Source organism: Acinetobacter gerneri DSM 14967 = CIP 107464 = MTCC 9824 (assembly GCF_000368565.1).
In the GTDB taxonomy this organism is placed as follows: domain Bacteria; phylum Pseudomonadota; class Gammaproteobacteria; order Pseudomonadales; family Moraxellaceae; genus Acinetobacter; species Acinetobacter gerneri.
On record NZ_KB849537.1, the window covers coordinates 154,151 to 170,678 of the forward strand.

Here is a 16,528-nt window from a genome sequence, read left to right on the forward strand (position 1 = left end):
AAAAGGAACTTATTTTCGGATAGGTTCCTTAATCTAATAAAAATGAGAAAATAAAAATGATGCAATTATTAATACTGGCTGTACTAGGCTATTTTTTATATTTTACGATACCGATTATTATATTCATCTATCTAATTTATCATTATCGCAAAAATAGTGATCGATACAAAATTAAAGCACTATATTATTTTCCCTTTTTAACGATCTTACTTTTAGCTTTTGAAATATATGGATACCAAAGATTTTTTACAATTGACTATCAAGAAACGACTTTATCGCAAGAAAGCCAAATTTGGGGACTAAAAATCCCTAAAGAAACAAAAGTAACTAAAACACCTCGATTTTTCCACTTATTTAATCAAGTAACCAGTTTAGAGATAAACCCAAATCTTTCAAACCAATATATCATTTGGAAAAACTCCCCAATTCAAACAATATCTTATGAAAAATCATTAGATAAAGTTATTTTTTATCATCCGAAAATAAACTTTCAAACTGATAAAGATAATATAATTAAAATTGATAGTTTCAAATGCAATGTAAATGGATTGGTAATTCAGTTTTCTAGTATATTTGGAAATGTTGATTTAACACATGATCAGTATAAACTTTCTAGTTGTTTTGCAGTAGATGACAATGATATTAAGCTTGCTGGGAAAATTTTCAAATATAAGAATTCGGCCTTTTTAGAGAAAATAAATTATAAAGATTATAGCCATCAAGATCAAAATTTAAGTAAGCTTATAAAAGACAATAATGCTTCGTGGAATATTAAAGCCTCTCTTGCTCCTGAAATAGGGGCAGACTAAAACTTGAAGTGCGACACCCCCAACCTAATATAGGTATAAAGGAGTGTCATATTGTCATACATACATTTAACAATAGTTGAACGAACTGCACTAATGCTAGAGTTTAACAAACCCAATTTTTCTGCTCGAAAATTTGCTAAACAAATTAACCGACATCACAGTACAATTTCTCGTGAATTAAATAAAAATTGCGGTTCTGTTCATCAATATAGTGCTGAACAAGCGATTGAATTTTCGCAGCAACGACGCAGGCGCGGTCATACAAAAATTTATTTGGATTCCTTACTATGGAAATTTATTGTAGAAGCCATAAAATGTTTATGGTCGCCTGTACAAATTTCTAAGTGGCTCAAACGACAATCAGATGATAAAGAGATGAATATTAGCCATACCACAATCTATTCAACAATCAGAGCTTTACCCAAAGGTGAACTTAAAAAGGAGTTATTATCTTGTTTACGTCGGGAAAATAAGAAAAGAAAAACTGAAAACCTGCCACAGAAAGATAGTATTTTACAGGATATAAAAACAATTCATGAGCGTCCATTAGAGGTCTTGGAAAGAAAAATACCAGGTCATTGGGAAGCTGATTTGATCAAAGGAAAAGATAATAAAAGCGCAGTAGCAACTTTGATTGAACGTAATACACGACTCTGTTTACTAGCAGTTTTACCTGATGCTAAGGCAGAATCTGTACGTACAGCCTTGACCGAAGCAATGGCTTACCTGCCACCTGAGCTGAGACAAACCCTGACTTATGACCGAGGACGAGAAATGGCTCAACATAAGCAATTGGAGGAGGAGTTGGATATAGATGTATATTTTTGTGATCCACATTCACCGTGGCAAAAAGGTACAATTGAAAATATGAATGGTCTTATACGGCAGTATTTACCGAAAGGAATTGATTTAAACCAAGCTGATCAAAATTATTTAAATCAAGTTGCCATGTCATTAAATACACGACCAAGAAAAGCATTAAACTGGTTGACGCCATTAGAGGAGTTTTCGAGACTAACTGATTATCACAAATGTTTTAAAACTGTCGCACCTCATGTTTGAATCCACCAGGTCATGATAGCTTTATTCAGTATCAAAACATAAAGTTAAGCTTTGAAGACTCGTATTTAGATGAAAATAAAAATATTAGAATTATTCAATTAGTTCATAAAGGTGCAGATCTCAAAAACTATAAAATTAATCAATGCGATTTAAACTCTAACTATACTGGACTATTTATTGTTCTAGATACAAATAATAATGCTTATATCAATGCATTGTCCTATAATCCTGATTATAAAATACCAGAAGAGTGTAAAAAAATTAAAATTGATTTAGATCAAATTAAGTTTGCATATGAAAACTGAGTAATATGTAGTCTCAACAACCACCAAAGATAAGAAAAATTGATGCTGACTAAGACGCTTTTAATTATTTTAGGAATTTTGATTGTTATCTGGCTTTATGCTCTTATTTTTTATCAGGGCGATGAAGTACCAGTATCACCAAATGAAATCAAAAAACCGCCTCATAAATATCAAAAACAGATTGATTATTTTCTCTTACCTTTTCGCTTGGTCATTAAAGGCATTACAGCCATTTTGAAGTTTCTCTACCGTGTTGTGGTCGAGGGCATTTTTGAATTAATTTTTTGGGGAATTATACGTTTTATCTTTCATTTAATCAGAATACTTTTCACTGTATTATTTCGTATTTTCGACTAATAAAATAATATACCTCCATAAAAAAAGCCCACAAACTGTGAGCTTTCTCTCGATAATTCAAAAACTTAAATTACCAACATGTATATAATTTCATCATCACAGCACTCATGCCGTGATGACCGTAACAGTTCAATGTTACATAAACCCTTGGAGGTCGACGATGAAACCGCTTTTCAAACTCATCGTTATCATTCTCTTATTGGCGATCTATAGATCAGCCCAGTAAGTGAATGGCTAAAGTAGTTCGAGCTACTTTAGCTCTTCAAGTAAATATTAGATCAAATAAACGACTAAATCAATCATCCTCGTTGAAAGTGTTCTAAAGTAAAATTACTTAGATAATCCAAGCTTAGAAAAAATATCAGGCGTCAAAAAAGTCGCAATTAATTTATTTAGGTCAACATAACGGATCACGCCTTTGAGCTGCTGTTTGACCTGAGGGTTTTTAATAATATCTTCACCCGTTGCACGGCCGAGTTCCTGAAAACTATCCCCTACCGCTTGTATACCTTCAGCTTGAATCACAGCTTTGGTTTGAGTTGCGCACTGCTCAACGATGACACGTTGCAAAACTTGTGCAAATTTCTGATCGAGCTGATTACGCTGATCTTCAGTTACATTGGAAAAACTTTTCAAATCTGGGTGTGCAGACAAGGCCACAAAAGTCCACTGCAACACAGTAGTTTTATCCGTCGCTGTAGTCGCCTTTACCAAGCAATCACTGAGTTGATCAACCGTTGGTCCAGCCATCGCAATTTGAGTTGTCCCCAGTAAAGCTGCAGATAAAAAGACCGATTTAGTTGTTTTTGTAAAACGTTGATAAACATCTGCAAAAGTATGTCCAATCATGAGACAAACTCCAATTTGAAAAATTTTCATAGTTGTATCACAAATATCTACTCATCAGCACGATGACTACATATCCTCAACAGATCGTCATAGCATTTATAATGAACGTATAAATGATACAATCATCTGATCCTTATAGATAAATTTATTATCCTGTATATTCTTAAAATGTTTAAAACAATAAATTTAATACTTGTTTTGCACGTATATATTCCTCTCCTTGCTTAGATACAGCAAAAATAGGTGCGATATATTTTTGGCTACTTTTTAAGGGTTTATATACGACCTGAGTATTCCAAAAATCTTGAATTGATTTTGGAACTATAGATAAGCCGATGCCTGCTGAAATAAGATTTAAAGTTGTCGTTAACCTCGGCGTTTCTTGCACGATTTTCGGACTAAAGCCTGCTTCATAGCATTTCGACATAATAATATCAAACAAGTCCTGTCCTGCTAATCGACGATAAAGCACAAAAGGATATGTCGCCAAATCTTTAAAATCTAAATCACCTTGCCGACTCGCCAGAGGATGATTACTAGGCAATGCAACCAATAAAGGTTCATTCAAAATATGAGTATTTTTCAATCCCAAATCAGATTCAGCAGGTTTTCGCAAAAAAACCAAATCTAATGTGCCATTTCTAACGCTATCAATCAAAGTATGGCTACTTTCTTCCTCTAGATGAATCGAGACATTTGGAAATTGTTCACGGAATTTGCGTAATAAATTGGGTAAAAAAGAATGTAATCCCACTGAATGTGTAAAACCGATATTGATCTCACCTTCCAAGCCTTCTGCGATATTTTTCACTTTTTGTGGAATCGCATCAACATGAGCAAGGATCGCTACCGCCTCAAAATATAGGGCTTTTCCTGCTTCAGTAACTTCCACACCGCGTGGTAAACGTTTAAATAGTGCTGTATTGAACTCATCCTCCAAGCTTTTGATCAAGCGTGTTAAAGGGGGTTGCTGCATATTTAAGCGCACTGCTGCCTTTGAAATATTACTTTCCTCAACCACTGCAACAAATGCTTTTAATTTATGAATATCCATTATCTATACTTTTTTAGTATGTATAGCGTAAAAAATAGCATTTTTCATCATAGCTAAACAAGATCATAATTGCTCTATCAAGTATGAGGTATCACATGAAAAGCGAAGCAATGGTTTTGGAAAACTTAAATATTCCATCAAATAAAGCATTGTTTATGGGCTTTATGAAGCTTGGTTTAATGGGTTTTGGTGGCGTTTTACCTTTAGCACATCGCATGATTGTTGAAGATCAAAAATGGCTAAATACAGAACAATTCACCAATTTATTGGGAATTTGTCAAATTCTCCCTGGCGGAAATATCATCAATGTTGCAGCCGCGATAGGCTATGAATTTCATGGCTTTAAAGGCGCGTTTTGCTCAGTTTTAGGATTGATTTTTGCACCGACTGCGATTGTTGTTTTGATCTATGAACTTTATGCCCAATTCCAAAATATCCCAAGCGTTAAACATATGATCGAGGGGCTTGCTGCCGCTGCGGCTGGTCTGCTGTTTGCCACAGGCTTAAAAATGGCGAAACCCATTATAAAAAGCTATATGACCATGACCTCTATCGTGCTGGCTTTTGTTTTTATGATTATTTTTAAGATTCCTTTGCTTTTAACTCTGCTGATTTTACTGGCAATGAATATGTTGATATTAGGAGTTAAAAAATCATGATCTATGTATTAGTTGCCCTTGCGGTGGTCTTTACTCAGCTTTCCTTGCTTGCCTTTGGTGGTGGTAATGCCATTTTGCCTGAAATGCAACATCAAGTGGTTGAAGTTCATCACTGGCTTAGCGCTGAACAATTCAGCTCTTATTTTGCAATGGCTCAAGCAGCACCCGGTCCAAATATGATGATTGTCTCATTGATCGGTTGGCATGTCGCAGGTCCTGCGGGACTCATCGTAACGTCGATTGCCAAATTTGCGCCATCATCCATTTTGACCATTTATGCCTTAAAATTTTGGCAACGCTTCCAAGATCATCCCTATCGTGCACGTTTCGAAAAAGCACTTAAACCGATCACTGTTGGTTTAGTCCTTGCAAGTGCCTATATGATTGCCGAAGTATCTGCATATAATCTATTGTTGGTTGCTCTAGTCGTGATCGCTGCTGCTCTAAGTTTTTTCAAAAACTTGCACCCACTTTGGGTAATGGCTTTCGGGGCGATTTCAGGTATATTTTTACTATAAAAAAACCCGCTTTAAGCGGGTTAAAATTAGACAAAATCTTTTACTTTTCATCCAAAATAGATTCAAAGGCTTTTAAACGTTTATGAATCGAAAACAGTTCAATGATCGTTTTCCAAGATGTAATGAGAAATTGAAATGACTCACGAACTTTATCAAAAACATTACCAATTTGTGAGACTAAACCAAGTGTCATTTTACCAGCAGCAATCGATGGGAATAATACGACTAAACTATATAAAATATCGAGTTGCATATACCATATACTCACCAAGTTAAAATAAGCATAATGGAAATATAGACGGAAATAATTATACCTAACTTTGGAAAATAACTCTTTAATTATTATTGGCTTTGCACGATCTTCATGATCTTCGCCATAGACTAATTCTTTACGAAAAGCTGCTTCAACCTTTTGATTATTAAATTGTAGACCAGGCAACTTAATTCCCACAAAAACCAAAAGTACTGTACCAAAGATAGCCCAAACGATTGCTGCCCAGACTAAAGAATGTGGTATAGCACCAACGATAGGTAAAACTTCTACATGCTTTGACAGTTGAAATAATATAGGTAAAAAAGCCATTAACGTTAATAGTGCTTTAACAAACCCTACTCCCAAATCTTCCATTGTTTGGGCAAAGCGCATGGTATCTTCTTGTACTCGTTGTGAAGCACCCTCTACATGTCTAAGCGTAGCCCAATGCAATGTATAATAATCATTCATTGCAGTACGCCAACGAAAAACATAGTGGCTTACAAAGAAAGAATTAATAACAGCGACAGTAACATAGAACAATGCTATAAATAGGAATGTTAATGTCCCCATATAGAGTGCTTGTATATCACCGCCTTTATCTAACATTTTCTGAATCAAGTCATAAAAAGGTGCGTACCAAGCATTGATAGCCACATTAAATTGGACCATTAACCAGACATTAAATAAAATATAAGCTGATCCCCAGACAGACCAAAGTTGCCATTTATTATAAGAGATCCATTTCCAAAAAATGCCGAAAATCACTGTCGCCACGAAATACCAAAGATAAAACCATAGGTATGAAGGTGCCCAAAAACGGCTTACTCCTATGGGTAATTCAGCATTAGCATAGCCAGATGAGAAACCCAGTATCGTTCCCCAGTCTTTACCACCCGAAAACCACAATGCAATATTGATAAAAAACCACAATACTAATGACAGAAAAAACCATTTTGGTTTAGGGAAAAAAGACTTGAACATAAACGATAAAATTCCTAGATTTTTGTTTAATTTTTAAAAATATTAAGTGCTAAATCTTAAAATAAATTTAATACGATGAATCTCATTGCTTAGGTAGAATCAATCAGGCGTACAGAGTTATTTAAGATACATATTTTCACTTTCATTGCACTATTGTCCTTTAGGATCTGCTTTAGACTAAAGTTCACGAACCAAATGATTATATGAAACTTAAATTATATAGAACTATGTTATTTTCAATCTACTTACATATTAAATACATAGAATGAGGGAAATAAAATGTCAAAACAGTTACTTATGCTCGTCGGCGACTATGCTGAAGATTATGAAACAATGGTTCCTTTTCAATTTTTAACAGGTCTAGGCTATGTGGTTCATGCTGTGTGCCCTGACAAAAAACAAGGCGATAGTATCGCAACAGCGGTTCATGATTTTGAGGGCGATCAGACTTATAGTGAAAAACGCGGGCATAACTTCGCGATCAATTATGATTTTTCGAGTGTAAATACTGAAAATTATGTTGGTTTGGTTATTCCGGGTGGTCGTGCTCCTGAATATTTACGTATGAATGATCGTGTCATAGAAATCGTTCGAGAGTTTGATCAAGCGCAAAAACCTATTGCTTCAGTGTGTCATGGTGCACAGCTTTTAGCTGCGGCCGATGTGCTCAAGGGTCGTTTATGTTCAGCATATCCAGCATGTGCAGCAGAAGTGAAGTTGGCTGGTGGTCAATATGCAGATATTGCTGTGACCGAGGCGGTCACTGATGGGCATTTGGTTACTGCCCCAGCATGGCCTGCTCACCCTGCTTGGCTTGCACAATTTGTAAAAGCACTGGGTGCAACCATCACTTTGTAATAACGTGATGTATCTAGTGAAATTTTGATATTTTTCTAAAATATCAATACATTTCAAATGAATCAGCTCTTAATCAGATCATAAAATTCTCTTTCTACTTTAAGTTACTCATGTTTAGCGTGAGTAACTTAAATAATTTGTCTTAGTCAAATATAAATCATCCAGAGCATTTAAAGAGAGTCTGTTAACTCAGTTATTTTTCAGTTCATCATTCACGATAAATTTCTCGTAATTCCACAATCGCTTTTCAATATTCTTCAAAGCGCTTTTCTATATATTTAGAGTTTATACTGTAAATTGAACTCTATTTTTAAATCATGCTTGTTTTTATTTATGTGATTTAATTCATAATAAAAAAATTAGCTGAATATTTTTTAAACAGTTGATATTTTTTTTAAATAACATTTCTTCTCATTTGCTTCCAAGTCATGTAAATTTCCTCGATTAAAACAAGTTACATGCAATACGTAACATACTTTAAATTTTCTTTTTCAAGGATAGAAAATGGGCTCACAACAACAATCTCCCTCAAGCATTCCAAATGCACATTTAACTTTTGGTCAACGAATAAAATCCATCGTCGGTGGCTCAGCAGGTAACTTAGTCGAATATTATGATTGGTATGTTTACTCTGCTTTTACTCTTTATTTCGCGCCTATTTTCTTCCCACAAAGTAATTCAACAATTCAACTACTACAAGCGGCTGTCATTTTCGCCTTAGGTTTTTTTATGCGCCCTCTTGGCGCTTGGATTATGGGCGTTTACTCTGATCGCAAAGGGCGAAAAGCAGGTCTTACCCTTTCAGTCGGTATGATGAGTGTCGGCTCTTTGATGATCGCACTCCTACCAACTTATAACAGTATTGGGATCGCTGCACCTATTATTTTATTGGTTGCACGCTTGCTGCAAGGTTTAAGCCTAGGTGGGGAATATGGAGCGAGTGCAACTTATCTCAGTGAACTTGCTACACCTAAAAATCGTGGCTTCTATGCGAGTTTCCAATATATCACTTTGATTTCAGGTCAGCTTTTGGCTCTTGCTGTTTTATTGGTTTTACAAGCAACGCTTAGTCATGACGAATTACAACAATGGGGTTGGCGTATCCCATTTTTCATTGGGGCAGCCTTGGCGATCACCGTGCTTTGGTTACGCCGTAATTTAATTGAAACAGATCAATCTATTGCTTCTCAAAAAAGTGGTGCCAATAAGAAAAGTAGCGCTTTTGCTTTATTTAAAGAATATCCTTTAGAAGCGCTCAAAGTATTTTTATTAACAGCTGGTGGTACTTTATCATTTTACGCATATACCACCTATACACAAAAATTCTTGGTCAATACCTCAGGCTTTTCAAAAGAAACGGCTACTGAAATCAATGCATGTGCTGTTTTATTTTTTATGCTATTACAACCGATTGCAGGGCATTTATCAGATCGTTTTGGCAAAAAAGTGATGATTTGGTTCTTTGGTATAGGCGGCGTATTATTTACTTATCCTCTATTTACCATGCTGTCAGGTACGACCAGTGCAATGACCGCATTCTTCTTGATTGCAGCTGGCCTATTAATTACGACAGGTTATACCTCAATCAATGTCATCGCAAAATCAGAAATGTTCCCTGCACATATCCGCTCTCTAGGCGTTGCTTTACCTTATGCCCTTGCAACTTCGATTTTTGGTGGAACGACAGAAGCCATCGGTTTGCTGTTTAAAAACTACAATTTTGAATCTGGTTTTTATATTTATATCAGTGTCATGATTGGTATTTCAGCTTTGACTTATATTCTTGCGAAGAACCCATCTGAACTTGATAAAGATCGTGTCTGAACTGAAATTTGATTTAAAAGCCAGTTTCGACTGGCTTTTAAATTTTATAAGCTTTGATAAATATTAGATCAATTTGACCGAATACAGATTAGGGTCTGTTGACATTTCACAACTGAATTGCGTTGTTGGCTAAAATTGAGCAGGCAAGGCACGAAATGTAGAGAATGGCGAGACCATTTTCAAATTTCGTAACGAAGCCTGAGATAATTTTAGTCACAACCCTTCGGGACGAGAGTATTCTTTCCGCATCTATATTTTCCACGATCAATCTTGTCTACCTAGTCTTTAGCATTTTTTAAATATTGCATGCTCTCTATGCGCAGAGAAAATATCACCTACATCACAGCCCAGATCACTATGGGTAAAGTAAATGCTGAACACAAAGTCTGCAAGCTAATCACTCCTGCCATCAACTGACTATCCCCACCAAAAACTTTGGTCAAAATATAAGACGCAGAAGCTGTAGGAAGCCCTGCAAAAATCACCAATACTTGCATTTCTAAAGTTGAAACGTGAAGTAATTTACAAGCAAAATAAGTCAAGACTGGCATCAAAATCAAACGTGCTAAAGAATTTAATACCAATGTAAATACATCTTTTTTTAGCTCAAAAAACTGTAAAGCAGCACCGACACAAAGTAAGCCTAAAGGCAGACTACACACTGCCAGTTGTTTGATAAAACTCTCCAATCCTGCCCAAAGTGGCAAACCTGAAAAATTGAATAATGCACCAAAAACACACGAAAGAATCAAAGGATTTTTCAATAAAGATAAAATAATATTTTGAATATTGGTATCAGCTTTATCAGTCAATGCAAGAACTGAAATCACATTCACCATGGGGATATTGATCGCGAGCGCAATTGCAAGAATGAGCATTCCTTGTTGGTGAAATAATGAAGCAATAATCGCCAACCCCATATAAGTATTAAAGCGAACGAGACTTTGCACATACACCCCAAAGCGAGCAGCTTTGATACCGAGTATTTTCTTTAGACTAAACATGGCAATACATGCACAGCCCAGTACCACAACAGAAACGAAAACAATGGTTTTTACAATATGCATCTCAATGCTTGCTGTTGCTAGATTTGCAAAGAGCATCGCAGGAAAAAGCACATAATAATTCAGCTTTTCTGCACCCACCCAAAACTCAGCAGTAAAGGTATTTCTTCTTTTAAAAATATAGCCCAGCACAATCAATGCCATGAGCGGAAATAAAGAAAGGATGATTGCATGCATAGCACTTGTCCACGATCAAATATTGAGGTCAGATATGAAAAAAAGATTGCTTCCATTTTCAAATATTTTTGACAATTTAGCAGAGATTTTAACCCTGCTTGTATTAGCCATATCCTATAGATAATTTCAACTCATGCTAAAATGAGTAATCACTCATGAGAGTTAGTCCAAATGACATTTACTCAACTTGAAATCTTCGCTCTGATTGCCGAATATAAAAGCTTCACCACCACAGCCAATCGCTTAGGGATTTCTCAGTCAGCAGTATCTCATGCCTTAAAATCTTTAGAAAAACATTGGTCTGTTAGTCTGATCTCACGTTCTCAAGGTGATATTGAATTGACAGAAACGGGGAAAAAATTACTGGTTCATGTAAAAGAATTATTAAGCATTTCCAATACTTTACAGCAAGAAATATCTGCTGTGCATGGCTTGTATGAAGGTACCTTACGCATCGGCTCTTTTGGGGCATCATCTTCGATCGTGCTATTACCGTTGATTTTAGATGCATTCCAAAAAAAATATCCAAAAATCGATGTTTATATTGATGAGGGCGATGACAATGAAATCCCTCAATGGATTTTGGAACGTAAAATTGATGTTGGATTTATTATTGCCCCTGATGAGCGTTTTGATATTTTCCCTTTACTTGAAGATATTTTTATCGCTTTAGTCCCAAGCTCTTATCCTATCGCTGAAAAAAAATCGATTCCGATTCAAGATTTGGCAGATTACCCATTTTTAATGACCACAGCGGGGAGCCAAAAATATGTAAAACAACTGCTCAACCGCTTTGGTGTAAAACCTACGATAAAATGTCACTTTTCACAGATGTTAACGATCATCAGTATGGTTGAAAAGCAAAATGGGATTTCAATTGTCGCGGATATGGCACTCAATCATGAGTTACTGACTCTCTATCCTCATGTCGTAAAGCGACCACTTGAACCCAATACCACTCGAAAAATTGGGCTTGCAGTTAAAAATAAAAAGCATCTCAGCCCTGCCGCCAAAGCATTTATAGAAGTTGCTCAGTCGGTTTTATCCAAGGCATAAAAAAACCATTTTAAGCACTGAACATTTCCAAGCTTAAAATGGTTTAAAGTTTGGCTAAAAATTAGAAACCAAAAGTCTTTTTATCGAGTGGAAATTCTATTCCTATAGATGCTCCACTATCATTGCCGCGTTTATCCGCATCACTTACCCAACCATTTATTTTTAAAGGAATATCTGGTTTAAGATAATGTGTCCAAGTTAAATCCAATGCCTTGATTTTATCATTTTCTGGGAATGCTTGATTGATAGGATAATCAACATACATACCTTTATTATTTGATTCGTTTACTTTGGCATAGATCACGCGACCGCTTAATCGGTTCATGTGGTCAAAGCGAATATCACCACCAACTGAAATCATTTCACCATCACCACCCATAGCATGACCGAGTGAAAAACCTTGTTGGTAGTAGCCATCTTTATATTGGTGATGGTTATAGGTGATGCCTTTTGCACTGCCATCAGTACGCGTATCAGCCCATTCTACATAAAGTGAATACGGCATGTTTTTGTAGCTTGAAGCGAAATCCATACCGGCTAAGTAAAAATACTTTTGCGGCATGCTATGGCGCTCATCTTCGCCCATAGCCTGACCATAAATCGAAATAGGAACATTAAGTAATGGGCTTAAATTTAAACGCGTATCGAAACCAGCCATTTGGTTCGCAGCATTTTTATCGCCTACACATGTACCATTAGTATTTCGACAGTCATTATCATTACCAATGATCGCATTCCAATAAGCTTTAAAACTATCTGGCTGACCTTTACCCGCGATCTGAATAGTACGAGAAAGCCCCAATTCCCAATATGGTAATGGTTGTGCAGTGAAGCGCATACCAATCAATTGCGCATGAGGAACAGCGGTATAATCTTGTAATTGACCACCAAAAATTTGGTATTGCCAAGGACCAATCCAAGATAACCATTTCGTATCAAAAGCTTTCTGTTCCGCACGTTGCATAGTAAAACCGACAACAGGACGGCTAGCATCACCACGGATCAAGCTACCATCATGCCCAGGCCCCCACCATGTCGGGATTTGACCAAATGAAAGCCATTGATTCCAAAGTTTTCCTGCAATATATGAGTTCTCAAGATTCACTTTGTGATCATTACGAATGTGTTGTTCACTTTCACCATTTACACGAATTTTTGCATCCCAGTTTTCACCGCCAGCATTAAACTCTACGGAACCAGTATATTGAGCCTTGCTCTTATCACCAAAAGCTTGTGGTATTTCTTTGTTATCCGTTGCTGCATATAAACCCACTTTAAGCATTTCATTGTCTGCTTCCAAGCTATGTTTAATAGAATCAACGACTTTTTGCTGTGCTGGGTTTGAGATTTTTGCTTGAGAAATAGCACGTTCAATTTCATCGCCACTCATTGGCCATGTTGAAGTACTGATTTGAATAACACCTTGTTGTACCAACCAGTTTAAATCAGTACGCAAATTTTGATCATTTAAAACCAAACCTTGGGCAAAGATTGCCGATGATGCTGATGCAAGTACGGCAACAGCTAGTGTTTTTTTTAAAAACATGTGCTTTTCATTTCTCAATATTATCTCTCTGCCACACCTTAAGTTTTTTATAGTTTTTTTTCAATATAGAAACGCATTTATTACATTTTTTAACGTAGGCTGCATAAAAAAAGCCACTTATGAAAAGTGGCTTTTTAAAAATACTATTTTAGCGGTTTAAGCATCTTTACGGCGCATATGTGGGAATAAAATCACATCACGAATACTTGGTGCATTTGCAAATAACATTACCAAACGGTCAATACCAATACCCTCACCAGCTGTAGGAGGTAAGCCGTATTCTAATGCTTCAACAAAGTCAGCATCATAATGCATTGCTTCATCATCACCCGCATCTTTTTCAGCAACTTGAGCTTGGAAACGCTCTGCTTGGTCGATTGGGTCATTTAATTCTGAGAAACCATTTGCAAGTTCACGACCACCAATAAAGAACTCGAAGCGATCAGTAATGTGCGGATTATGATCATTACGACGTGCAAGTGGTGAAGTTTCTGCTGGATACTCTGTAATAAATGTTGGTTGACGAAGTTTTGTTTCAACTGTTTCTTCAAATACGATTGTTTGAAGCTTACCTAAACCAAAACCAGGTTTAACTTGTTCTTTTAAAGTTTCGCGAACGAAATTTGCCAAAAATTCACGATCAGCAACATTTTCAGGGGTAAATTCTGGATTGTGTTCCAAAATTGCATCAAACATTGAGATTTTTTTGAATGGACCTTTAAAGCTATAAACTTCATCAGCATAAGGCACATCAGTTGAACCCAAGATATCAATCGCCAATTTTTCAAGCATTTGTTCAGTCAATGCCATCAAATCTTTATAATCTGCATAAGCTTGGTAGAACTCAATCATCGTAAATTCTGGGTTATGACGAGTAGATACCCCTTCATTACGGAAGTTACGGTTGATTTCAAATACACGTTCAAAACCACCAACCACTAAACGTTTGAGATAAAGCTCAGGCGCAATACGCAAGAACAATGGCATATCCAAAGCATTGTGATGTGTTTCAAATGGACGAGCTGTTGCACCACCAGGAATCACGTGCATCATTGGCGTTTCAACTTCCATAAAACGTTGATTGCTCAAATAATTACGGATACCAGAAATAACTTTGGCACGAATTTCAAAAGTTTTACGTGTTTCTTCATTTACGATCAAATCAAGATAACGTTTACGGTATTTAACTTCGGTATCAGTCAAACCGTGGAATTTGTCTGGAAGTGGACGAAGTGATTTTGTTAAAATTTCAAAATGTTCGATGTGTACATAAAGGTCGCCTTTACCTGAACGGCCGATATAACCTTCAACTGCGATAATATCGCCAAGGTCCAAACCTTTGATCGTTTCAAGTACATCTTTTTCAAGTTCTTTACGCGGAACATAAAGTTGGATACGACCAGTCATATCTTGAATCACGATGAATGAACCACGGTTCAACATCACACGACCAGCAACTTTTACATGAACTTGTTCGCCAGCTTCGATATCTTCTTTAGATTTATTTTCAAATTGATCTTGTAAATCTTGCGCATAATCTTCGCGCTTAAATGTATTCGGCCAAGGACTTGTACCTGTTTCCTTGGCATGCTCTTTAATCTGCTCTAACTTGGCGTGACGCTGTGCAATTAAATCGTTTTCGGAAATATGTTGTTCAGAAGTCGATTGATCGTTATGTTGCGTCATCTCTGCCTCGTATGTGTAATAAAAAACGGAAGTTGCATAGCATAGCAGAATTCCAACATAATGCGTATGCTTATCTCTGCTTATAAATGTCGAAACAGATCAATTTTAAGAAAATGACAAAAAAAAGTGTGAAAAATACTTTAATTACCAAATTGGTAAAACTTGGTTTCCTGATCTTGACCACCTTGTGTGCCGTCAATTGTATGCATACATACGCAAAAACCTATACGCTCCCCCCTGTGATCGAAGCATCAAATTTCAATACAAGTGATTATGTCTGGCAAATATTGCTCACACCAGAAAATGAAAATAAAACTTTAGATATCAAACTTATCAATCCATCACCGATTTTTTCACAACTCAATCAACGTGCGCTCGATATCGCCCATACAATCCAACTAAAAGATCTCCCTAAAGAGCATATAGATTCTCAATCAGCATATTTCCAACAATACATATTGAGCATCCGCTTTGTGTACGGTGTAGCGGTCAAAACCAAGCCCGATTTCACACAAGCCACGCAGTACGTTCGAAACATGTGTAAAAGCTATTTAACGCAAAGCAATTTTCGCTCAGGCCTGATTAGCCAAGAAAAAAACTTTGTTAGCGGTTGGGTAAAACTATCAGTAGACACCAAAGGTATGATCAGCAAAGTTGAGTTTCTTAATCAAACTGAAGATAAAAAATTTAATAAATTAGTGGAAAATTCTTTTAAATCAATGGATTTTTATCCCTATAGTAAAAATGCCATTCCCATCAAATATACCGCAATGCAGGCTTTCAAAATTACCTGCGACCCTTATCCTTAAGTCATTGATTTATTTTCCTTAGACCAAATGCTTAGAGCCACTTTTCTCATCTACAAGTAGAATAAATTTTAGAAGTAACGATCAAATATCATAAACAATGATGGAATTCATTGTTGTCACAATTATTGCGAATTAAGAAAATGACACATCAGTGCGCTTCTCGAATACTTTTTTTACATGGGCTTGACTCTTCACGTGAATCTACAAAGTTTCACGCCATAAATGCTGCACAGAAATTTTGTATCAATGTCGACTATAGAAACTTAAATTTTAAAACTGTTGAAAACTTTTATGATGAAATTATTGAAAAAATAAAACCTGCACTACTGGTCGGTCATAGTTTAGGTGGTTATTGGGCACTGAAAATGTCTCTCAAACACAAACTTCCAACTGTTATTGCCAATCCGAGCTTAGAACCTGATTTTCGTAGTGATTATCCTGCGATTGATGAACATGACTTGGAAAATGACATTATGCAAATGGCTTATATCGAACTTGGAGATGAAATCCTAGACATGTATGCCACGACTAAAGCACTTGAACCCTTTATGCATGTAGAAGCAGTTGAAGGTGGGCATCATCGTTTGGCTGAACCCAATAATTTAAATCAACTCATTGAACATATTGAACAAAATATTTTGAGTTACCATATCTAAAT

General features: G+C 36.2%; 17 protein-coding genes. 11 read left to right on the plus strand and 6 right to left on the minus strand.

Annotated elements, in window-relative coordinates; translation table 11 throughout:
* The first annotated feature begins 56 nt into the window (after positions 1-56).
* From F960_RS02450 to F960_RS02465, 4 genes are read left to right on the plus strand one after another with little or no spacing between them, the layout of a single operon-like run.
* On the plus strand, positions 57-809 hold the full coding sequence (locus F960_RS02450) for a hypothetical protein (protein ID WP_004857036.1): 753 nt from the start codon (positions 57-59) through the stop codon (positions 807-809).
* A gap of 51 nt (positions 810-860) precedes the next feature.
* Complete coding sequence (locus F960_RS02455; RefSeq protein WP_004857039.1) at positions 861-1,871, plus strand: IS30 family transposase; 1,011 nt, start codon at positions 861-863, stop codon at positions 1,869-1,871.
* On the plus strand, positions 1,868-2,176 hold the full coding sequence (locus F960_RS02460; RefSeq protein WP_004857042.1) for a hypothetical protein: 309 nt from the start codon (positions 1,868-1,870) through the stop codon (positions 2,174-2,176). The genes F960_RS02455 and F960_RS02460 overlap by 4 nt, the downstream gene beginning before the upstream one ends.
* A gap of 42 nt (positions 2,177-2,218) precedes the next feature.
* Positions 2,219-2,533 (plus strand): hypothetical protein, encoded by a 315-nt coding sequence (locus tag F960_RS02465; protein WP_004857045.1) that lies wholly within the window; start codon positions 2,219-2,221, stop codon positions 2,531-2,533.
* A gap of 330 nt (positions 2,534-2,863) precedes the next feature.
* On the opposite strand, the gene F960_RS02470 is transcribed toward F960_RS02465, so the two are convergent.
* Both F960_RS02470 and F960_RS02475 read right to left on the minus strand, forming a co-directional pair.
* The gene (locus tag F960_RS02470; protein ID WP_004857048.1) at positions 2,864-3,382 is read right to left on the minus strand and encodes a hypothetical protein; all 519 of its coding nucleotides are present in this window, start codon (positions 3,380-3,382) and stop codon (positions 2,864-2,866) included.
* 172 nt (positions 3,383-3,554) lie between these two features.
* On the minus strand, positions 3,555-4,439 hold the full coding sequence (locus F960_RS02475; RefSeq protein WP_035374093.1) for a LysR family transcriptional regulator: 885 nt from the start codon (positions 4,437-4,439) through the stop codon (positions 3,555-3,557).
* Between the two features lie 92 nt (positions 4,440-4,531).
* Here F960_RS02475 and F960_RS02480 point away from each other — a divergent pair, with 92 nt between their 5' ends.
* Together F960_RS02480 and F960_RS02485 are read left to right on the plus strand one after the other, a co-directional pair.
* Positions 4,532-5,095: a chromate transporter gene (locus tag F960_RS02480; protein ID WP_004857055.1), complete on the plus strand. Its 564-nt coding sequence runs from the start codon at positions 4,532-4,534 to the stop codon at positions 5,093-5,095.
* Positions 5,092-5,613 carry a chromate transporter gene (locus tag F960_RS02485; protein ID WP_004857058.1) on the plus strand — a complete coding sequence of 174 codons (522 nt, stop codon included), beginning with the start codon at positions 5,092-5,094 and terminating at the stop codon, positions 5,611-5,613. The genes F960_RS02480 and F960_RS02485 overlap by 4 nt, the downstream gene beginning before the upstream one ends.
* A gap of 40 nt (positions 5,614-5,653) precedes the next feature.
* On the opposite strand, the gene sbmA is transcribed toward F960_RS02485, so the two are convergent.
* Positions 5,654-6,850 carry a peptide antibiotic transporter SbmA gene (sbmA, locus tag F960_RS02490; RefSeq protein ID WP_004857061.1) on the minus strand — a complete coding sequence of 399 codons (1,197 nt, stop codon included), beginning with the start codon at positions 6,848-6,850 and terminating at the stop codon, positions 5,654-5,656.
* A 279-nt stretch (positions 6,851-7,129) separates the two neighbouring features.
* Between sbmA and F960_RS02495 the strand changes: the two genes are divergently transcribed.
* Together F960_RS02495 and F960_RS02500 are read left to right on the plus strand one after the other, a co-directional pair.
* Positions 7,130-7,708: a DJ-1/PfpI family protein gene (locus F960_RS02495; RefSeq protein ID WP_004857064.1), complete on the plus strand. Its 579-nt coding sequence runs from the start codon at positions 7,130-7,132 to the stop codon at positions 7,706-7,708.
* A gap of 504 nt (positions 7,709-8,212) precedes the next feature.
* The gene (locus F960_RS02500) at positions 8,213-9,532 is read left to right on the plus strand and encodes an MFS transporter (RefSeq protein ID WP_004857066.1); all 1,320 of its coding nucleotides are present in this window, start codon (positions 8,213-8,215) and stop codon (positions 9,530-9,532) included.
* Positions 9,533-9,867: 335 nt separating this feature from the next.
* On the opposite strand, the gene F960_RS02505 is transcribed toward F960_RS02500, so the two are convergent.
* Positions 9,868-10,773 (minus strand): AEC family transporter, encoded by a 906-nt coding sequence (locus F960_RS02505; RefSeq protein WP_004857069.1) that lies wholly within the window; start codon positions 10,771-10,773, stop codon positions 9,868-9,870.
* A gap of 171 nt (positions 10,774-10,944) precedes the next feature.
* Here F960_RS02505 and F960_RS02510 point away from each other — a divergent pair, with 171 nt between their 5' ends.
* Positions 10,945-11,829, plus strand: a complete 885-nt coding sequence (locus tag F960_RS02510; RefSeq protein ID WP_004857071.1) for a LysR family transcriptional regulator — start codon at positions 10,945-10,947, stop codon at positions 11,827-11,829.
* Between the two features lie 61 nt (positions 11,830-11,890).
* On the opposite strand, the gene F960_RS02515 is transcribed toward F960_RS02510, so the two are convergent.
* Together F960_RS02515 and lysS are read right to left on the minus strand one after the other, a co-directional pair.
* Positions 11,891-13,375 carry a capsule assembly Wzi family protein gene (locus F960_RS02515; protein WP_004857073.1) on the minus strand — a complete coding sequence of 495 codons (1,485 nt, stop codon included), beginning with the start codon at positions 13,373-13,375 and terminating at the stop codon, positions 11,891-11,893.
* 156 nt (positions 13,376-13,531) lie between these two features.
* Complete coding sequence (lysS, locus tag F960_RS02520) at positions 13,532-15,061, minus strand: lysine--tRNA ligase (protein ID WP_004857075.1); 1,530 nt, start codon at positions 15,059-15,061, stop codon at positions 13,532-13,534.
* Between the two features lie 128 nt (positions 15,062-15,189).
* Here lysS and F960_RS02525 point away from each other — a divergent pair, with 128 nt between their 5' ends.
* Together F960_RS02525 and F960_RS02530 are read left to right on the plus strand one after the other, a co-directional pair.
* The gene (locus F960_RS02525) at positions 15,190-15,870 is read left to right on the plus strand and encodes a hypothetical protein (RefSeq protein ID WP_154650717.1); all 681 of its coding nucleotides are present in this window, start codon (positions 15,190-15,192) and stop codon (positions 15,868-15,870) included.
* Positions 15,871-16,010: 140 nt separating this feature from the next.
* Positions 16,011-16,526 carry a YqiA/YcfP family alpha/beta fold hydrolase gene (locus F960_RS02530; RefSeq protein WP_035374091.1) on the plus strand — a complete coding sequence of 172 codons (516 nt, stop codon included), beginning with the start codon at positions 16,011-16,013 and terminating at the stop codon, positions 16,524-16,526.
* Positions 16,527-16,528 lie beyond the last annotated feature (2 nt).

Bases quoted from the DNA above. Each gene is read 5' to 3' on its own strand.
- F960_RS02450 (WP_004857036.1), top strand. From the start codon at position 57: ATGATGCAATTATTAATACTGGCTGTACTAGGCTATTTTTTATATTTT.
- F960_RS02465 (WP_004857045.1), top strand. From the start codon at position 2,219: ATGCTGACTAAGACGCTTTTAATTATTTTAGGAATTTTGATTGTTATC.
- F960_RS02470 (WP_004857048.1), bottom strand. From the start codon at position 3,382: ATGATTGGACATACTTTTGCAGATGTTTATCAACGTTTTACAAAAACA.
- F960_RS02480 (WP_004857055.1), top strand. From the start codon at position 4,532: ATGAAAAGCGAAGCAATGGTTTTGGAAAACTTAAATATTCCATCAAAT.
- F960_RS02485 (WP_004857058.1), top strand. From the start codon at position 5,092: ATGATCTATGTATTAGTTGCCCTTGCGGTGGTCTTTACTCAGCTTTCC.
- sbmA (WP_004857061.1), bottom strand. From the start codon at position 6,850: ATGTTCAAGTCTTTTTTCCCTAAACCAAAATGGTTTTTTCTGTCATTA.
- F960_RS02495 (WP_004857064.1), top strand. From the start codon at position 7,130: ATGTCAAAACAGTTACTTATGCTCGTCGGCGACTATGCTGAAGATTAT.
- F960_RS02500 (WP_004857066.1), top strand. From the start codon at position 8,213: ATGGGCTCACAACAACAATCTCCCTCAAGCATTCCAAATGCACATTTA.
- F960_RS02505 (WP_004857069.1), bottom strand. From the start codon at position 10,773: ATGCATGCAATCATCCTTTCTTTATTTCCGCTCATGGCATTGATTGTG.
- F960_RS02510 (WP_004857071.1), top strand. From the start codon at position 10,945: ATGACATTTACTCAACTTGAAATCTTCGCTCTGATTGCCGAATATAAA.
- F960_RS02515 (WP_004857073.1), bottom strand. From the start codon at position 13,375: ATGTTTTTAAAAAAAACACTAGCTGTTGCCGTACTTGCATCAGCATCA.
- lysS (WP_004857075.1), bottom strand. From the start codon at position 15,061: ATGACGCAACATAACGATCAATCGACTTCTGAACAACATATTTCCGAA.
- F960_RS02530 (WP_035374091.1), top strand. From the start codon at position 16,011: ATGACACATCAGTGCGCTTCTCGAATACTTTTTTTACATGGGCTTGAC.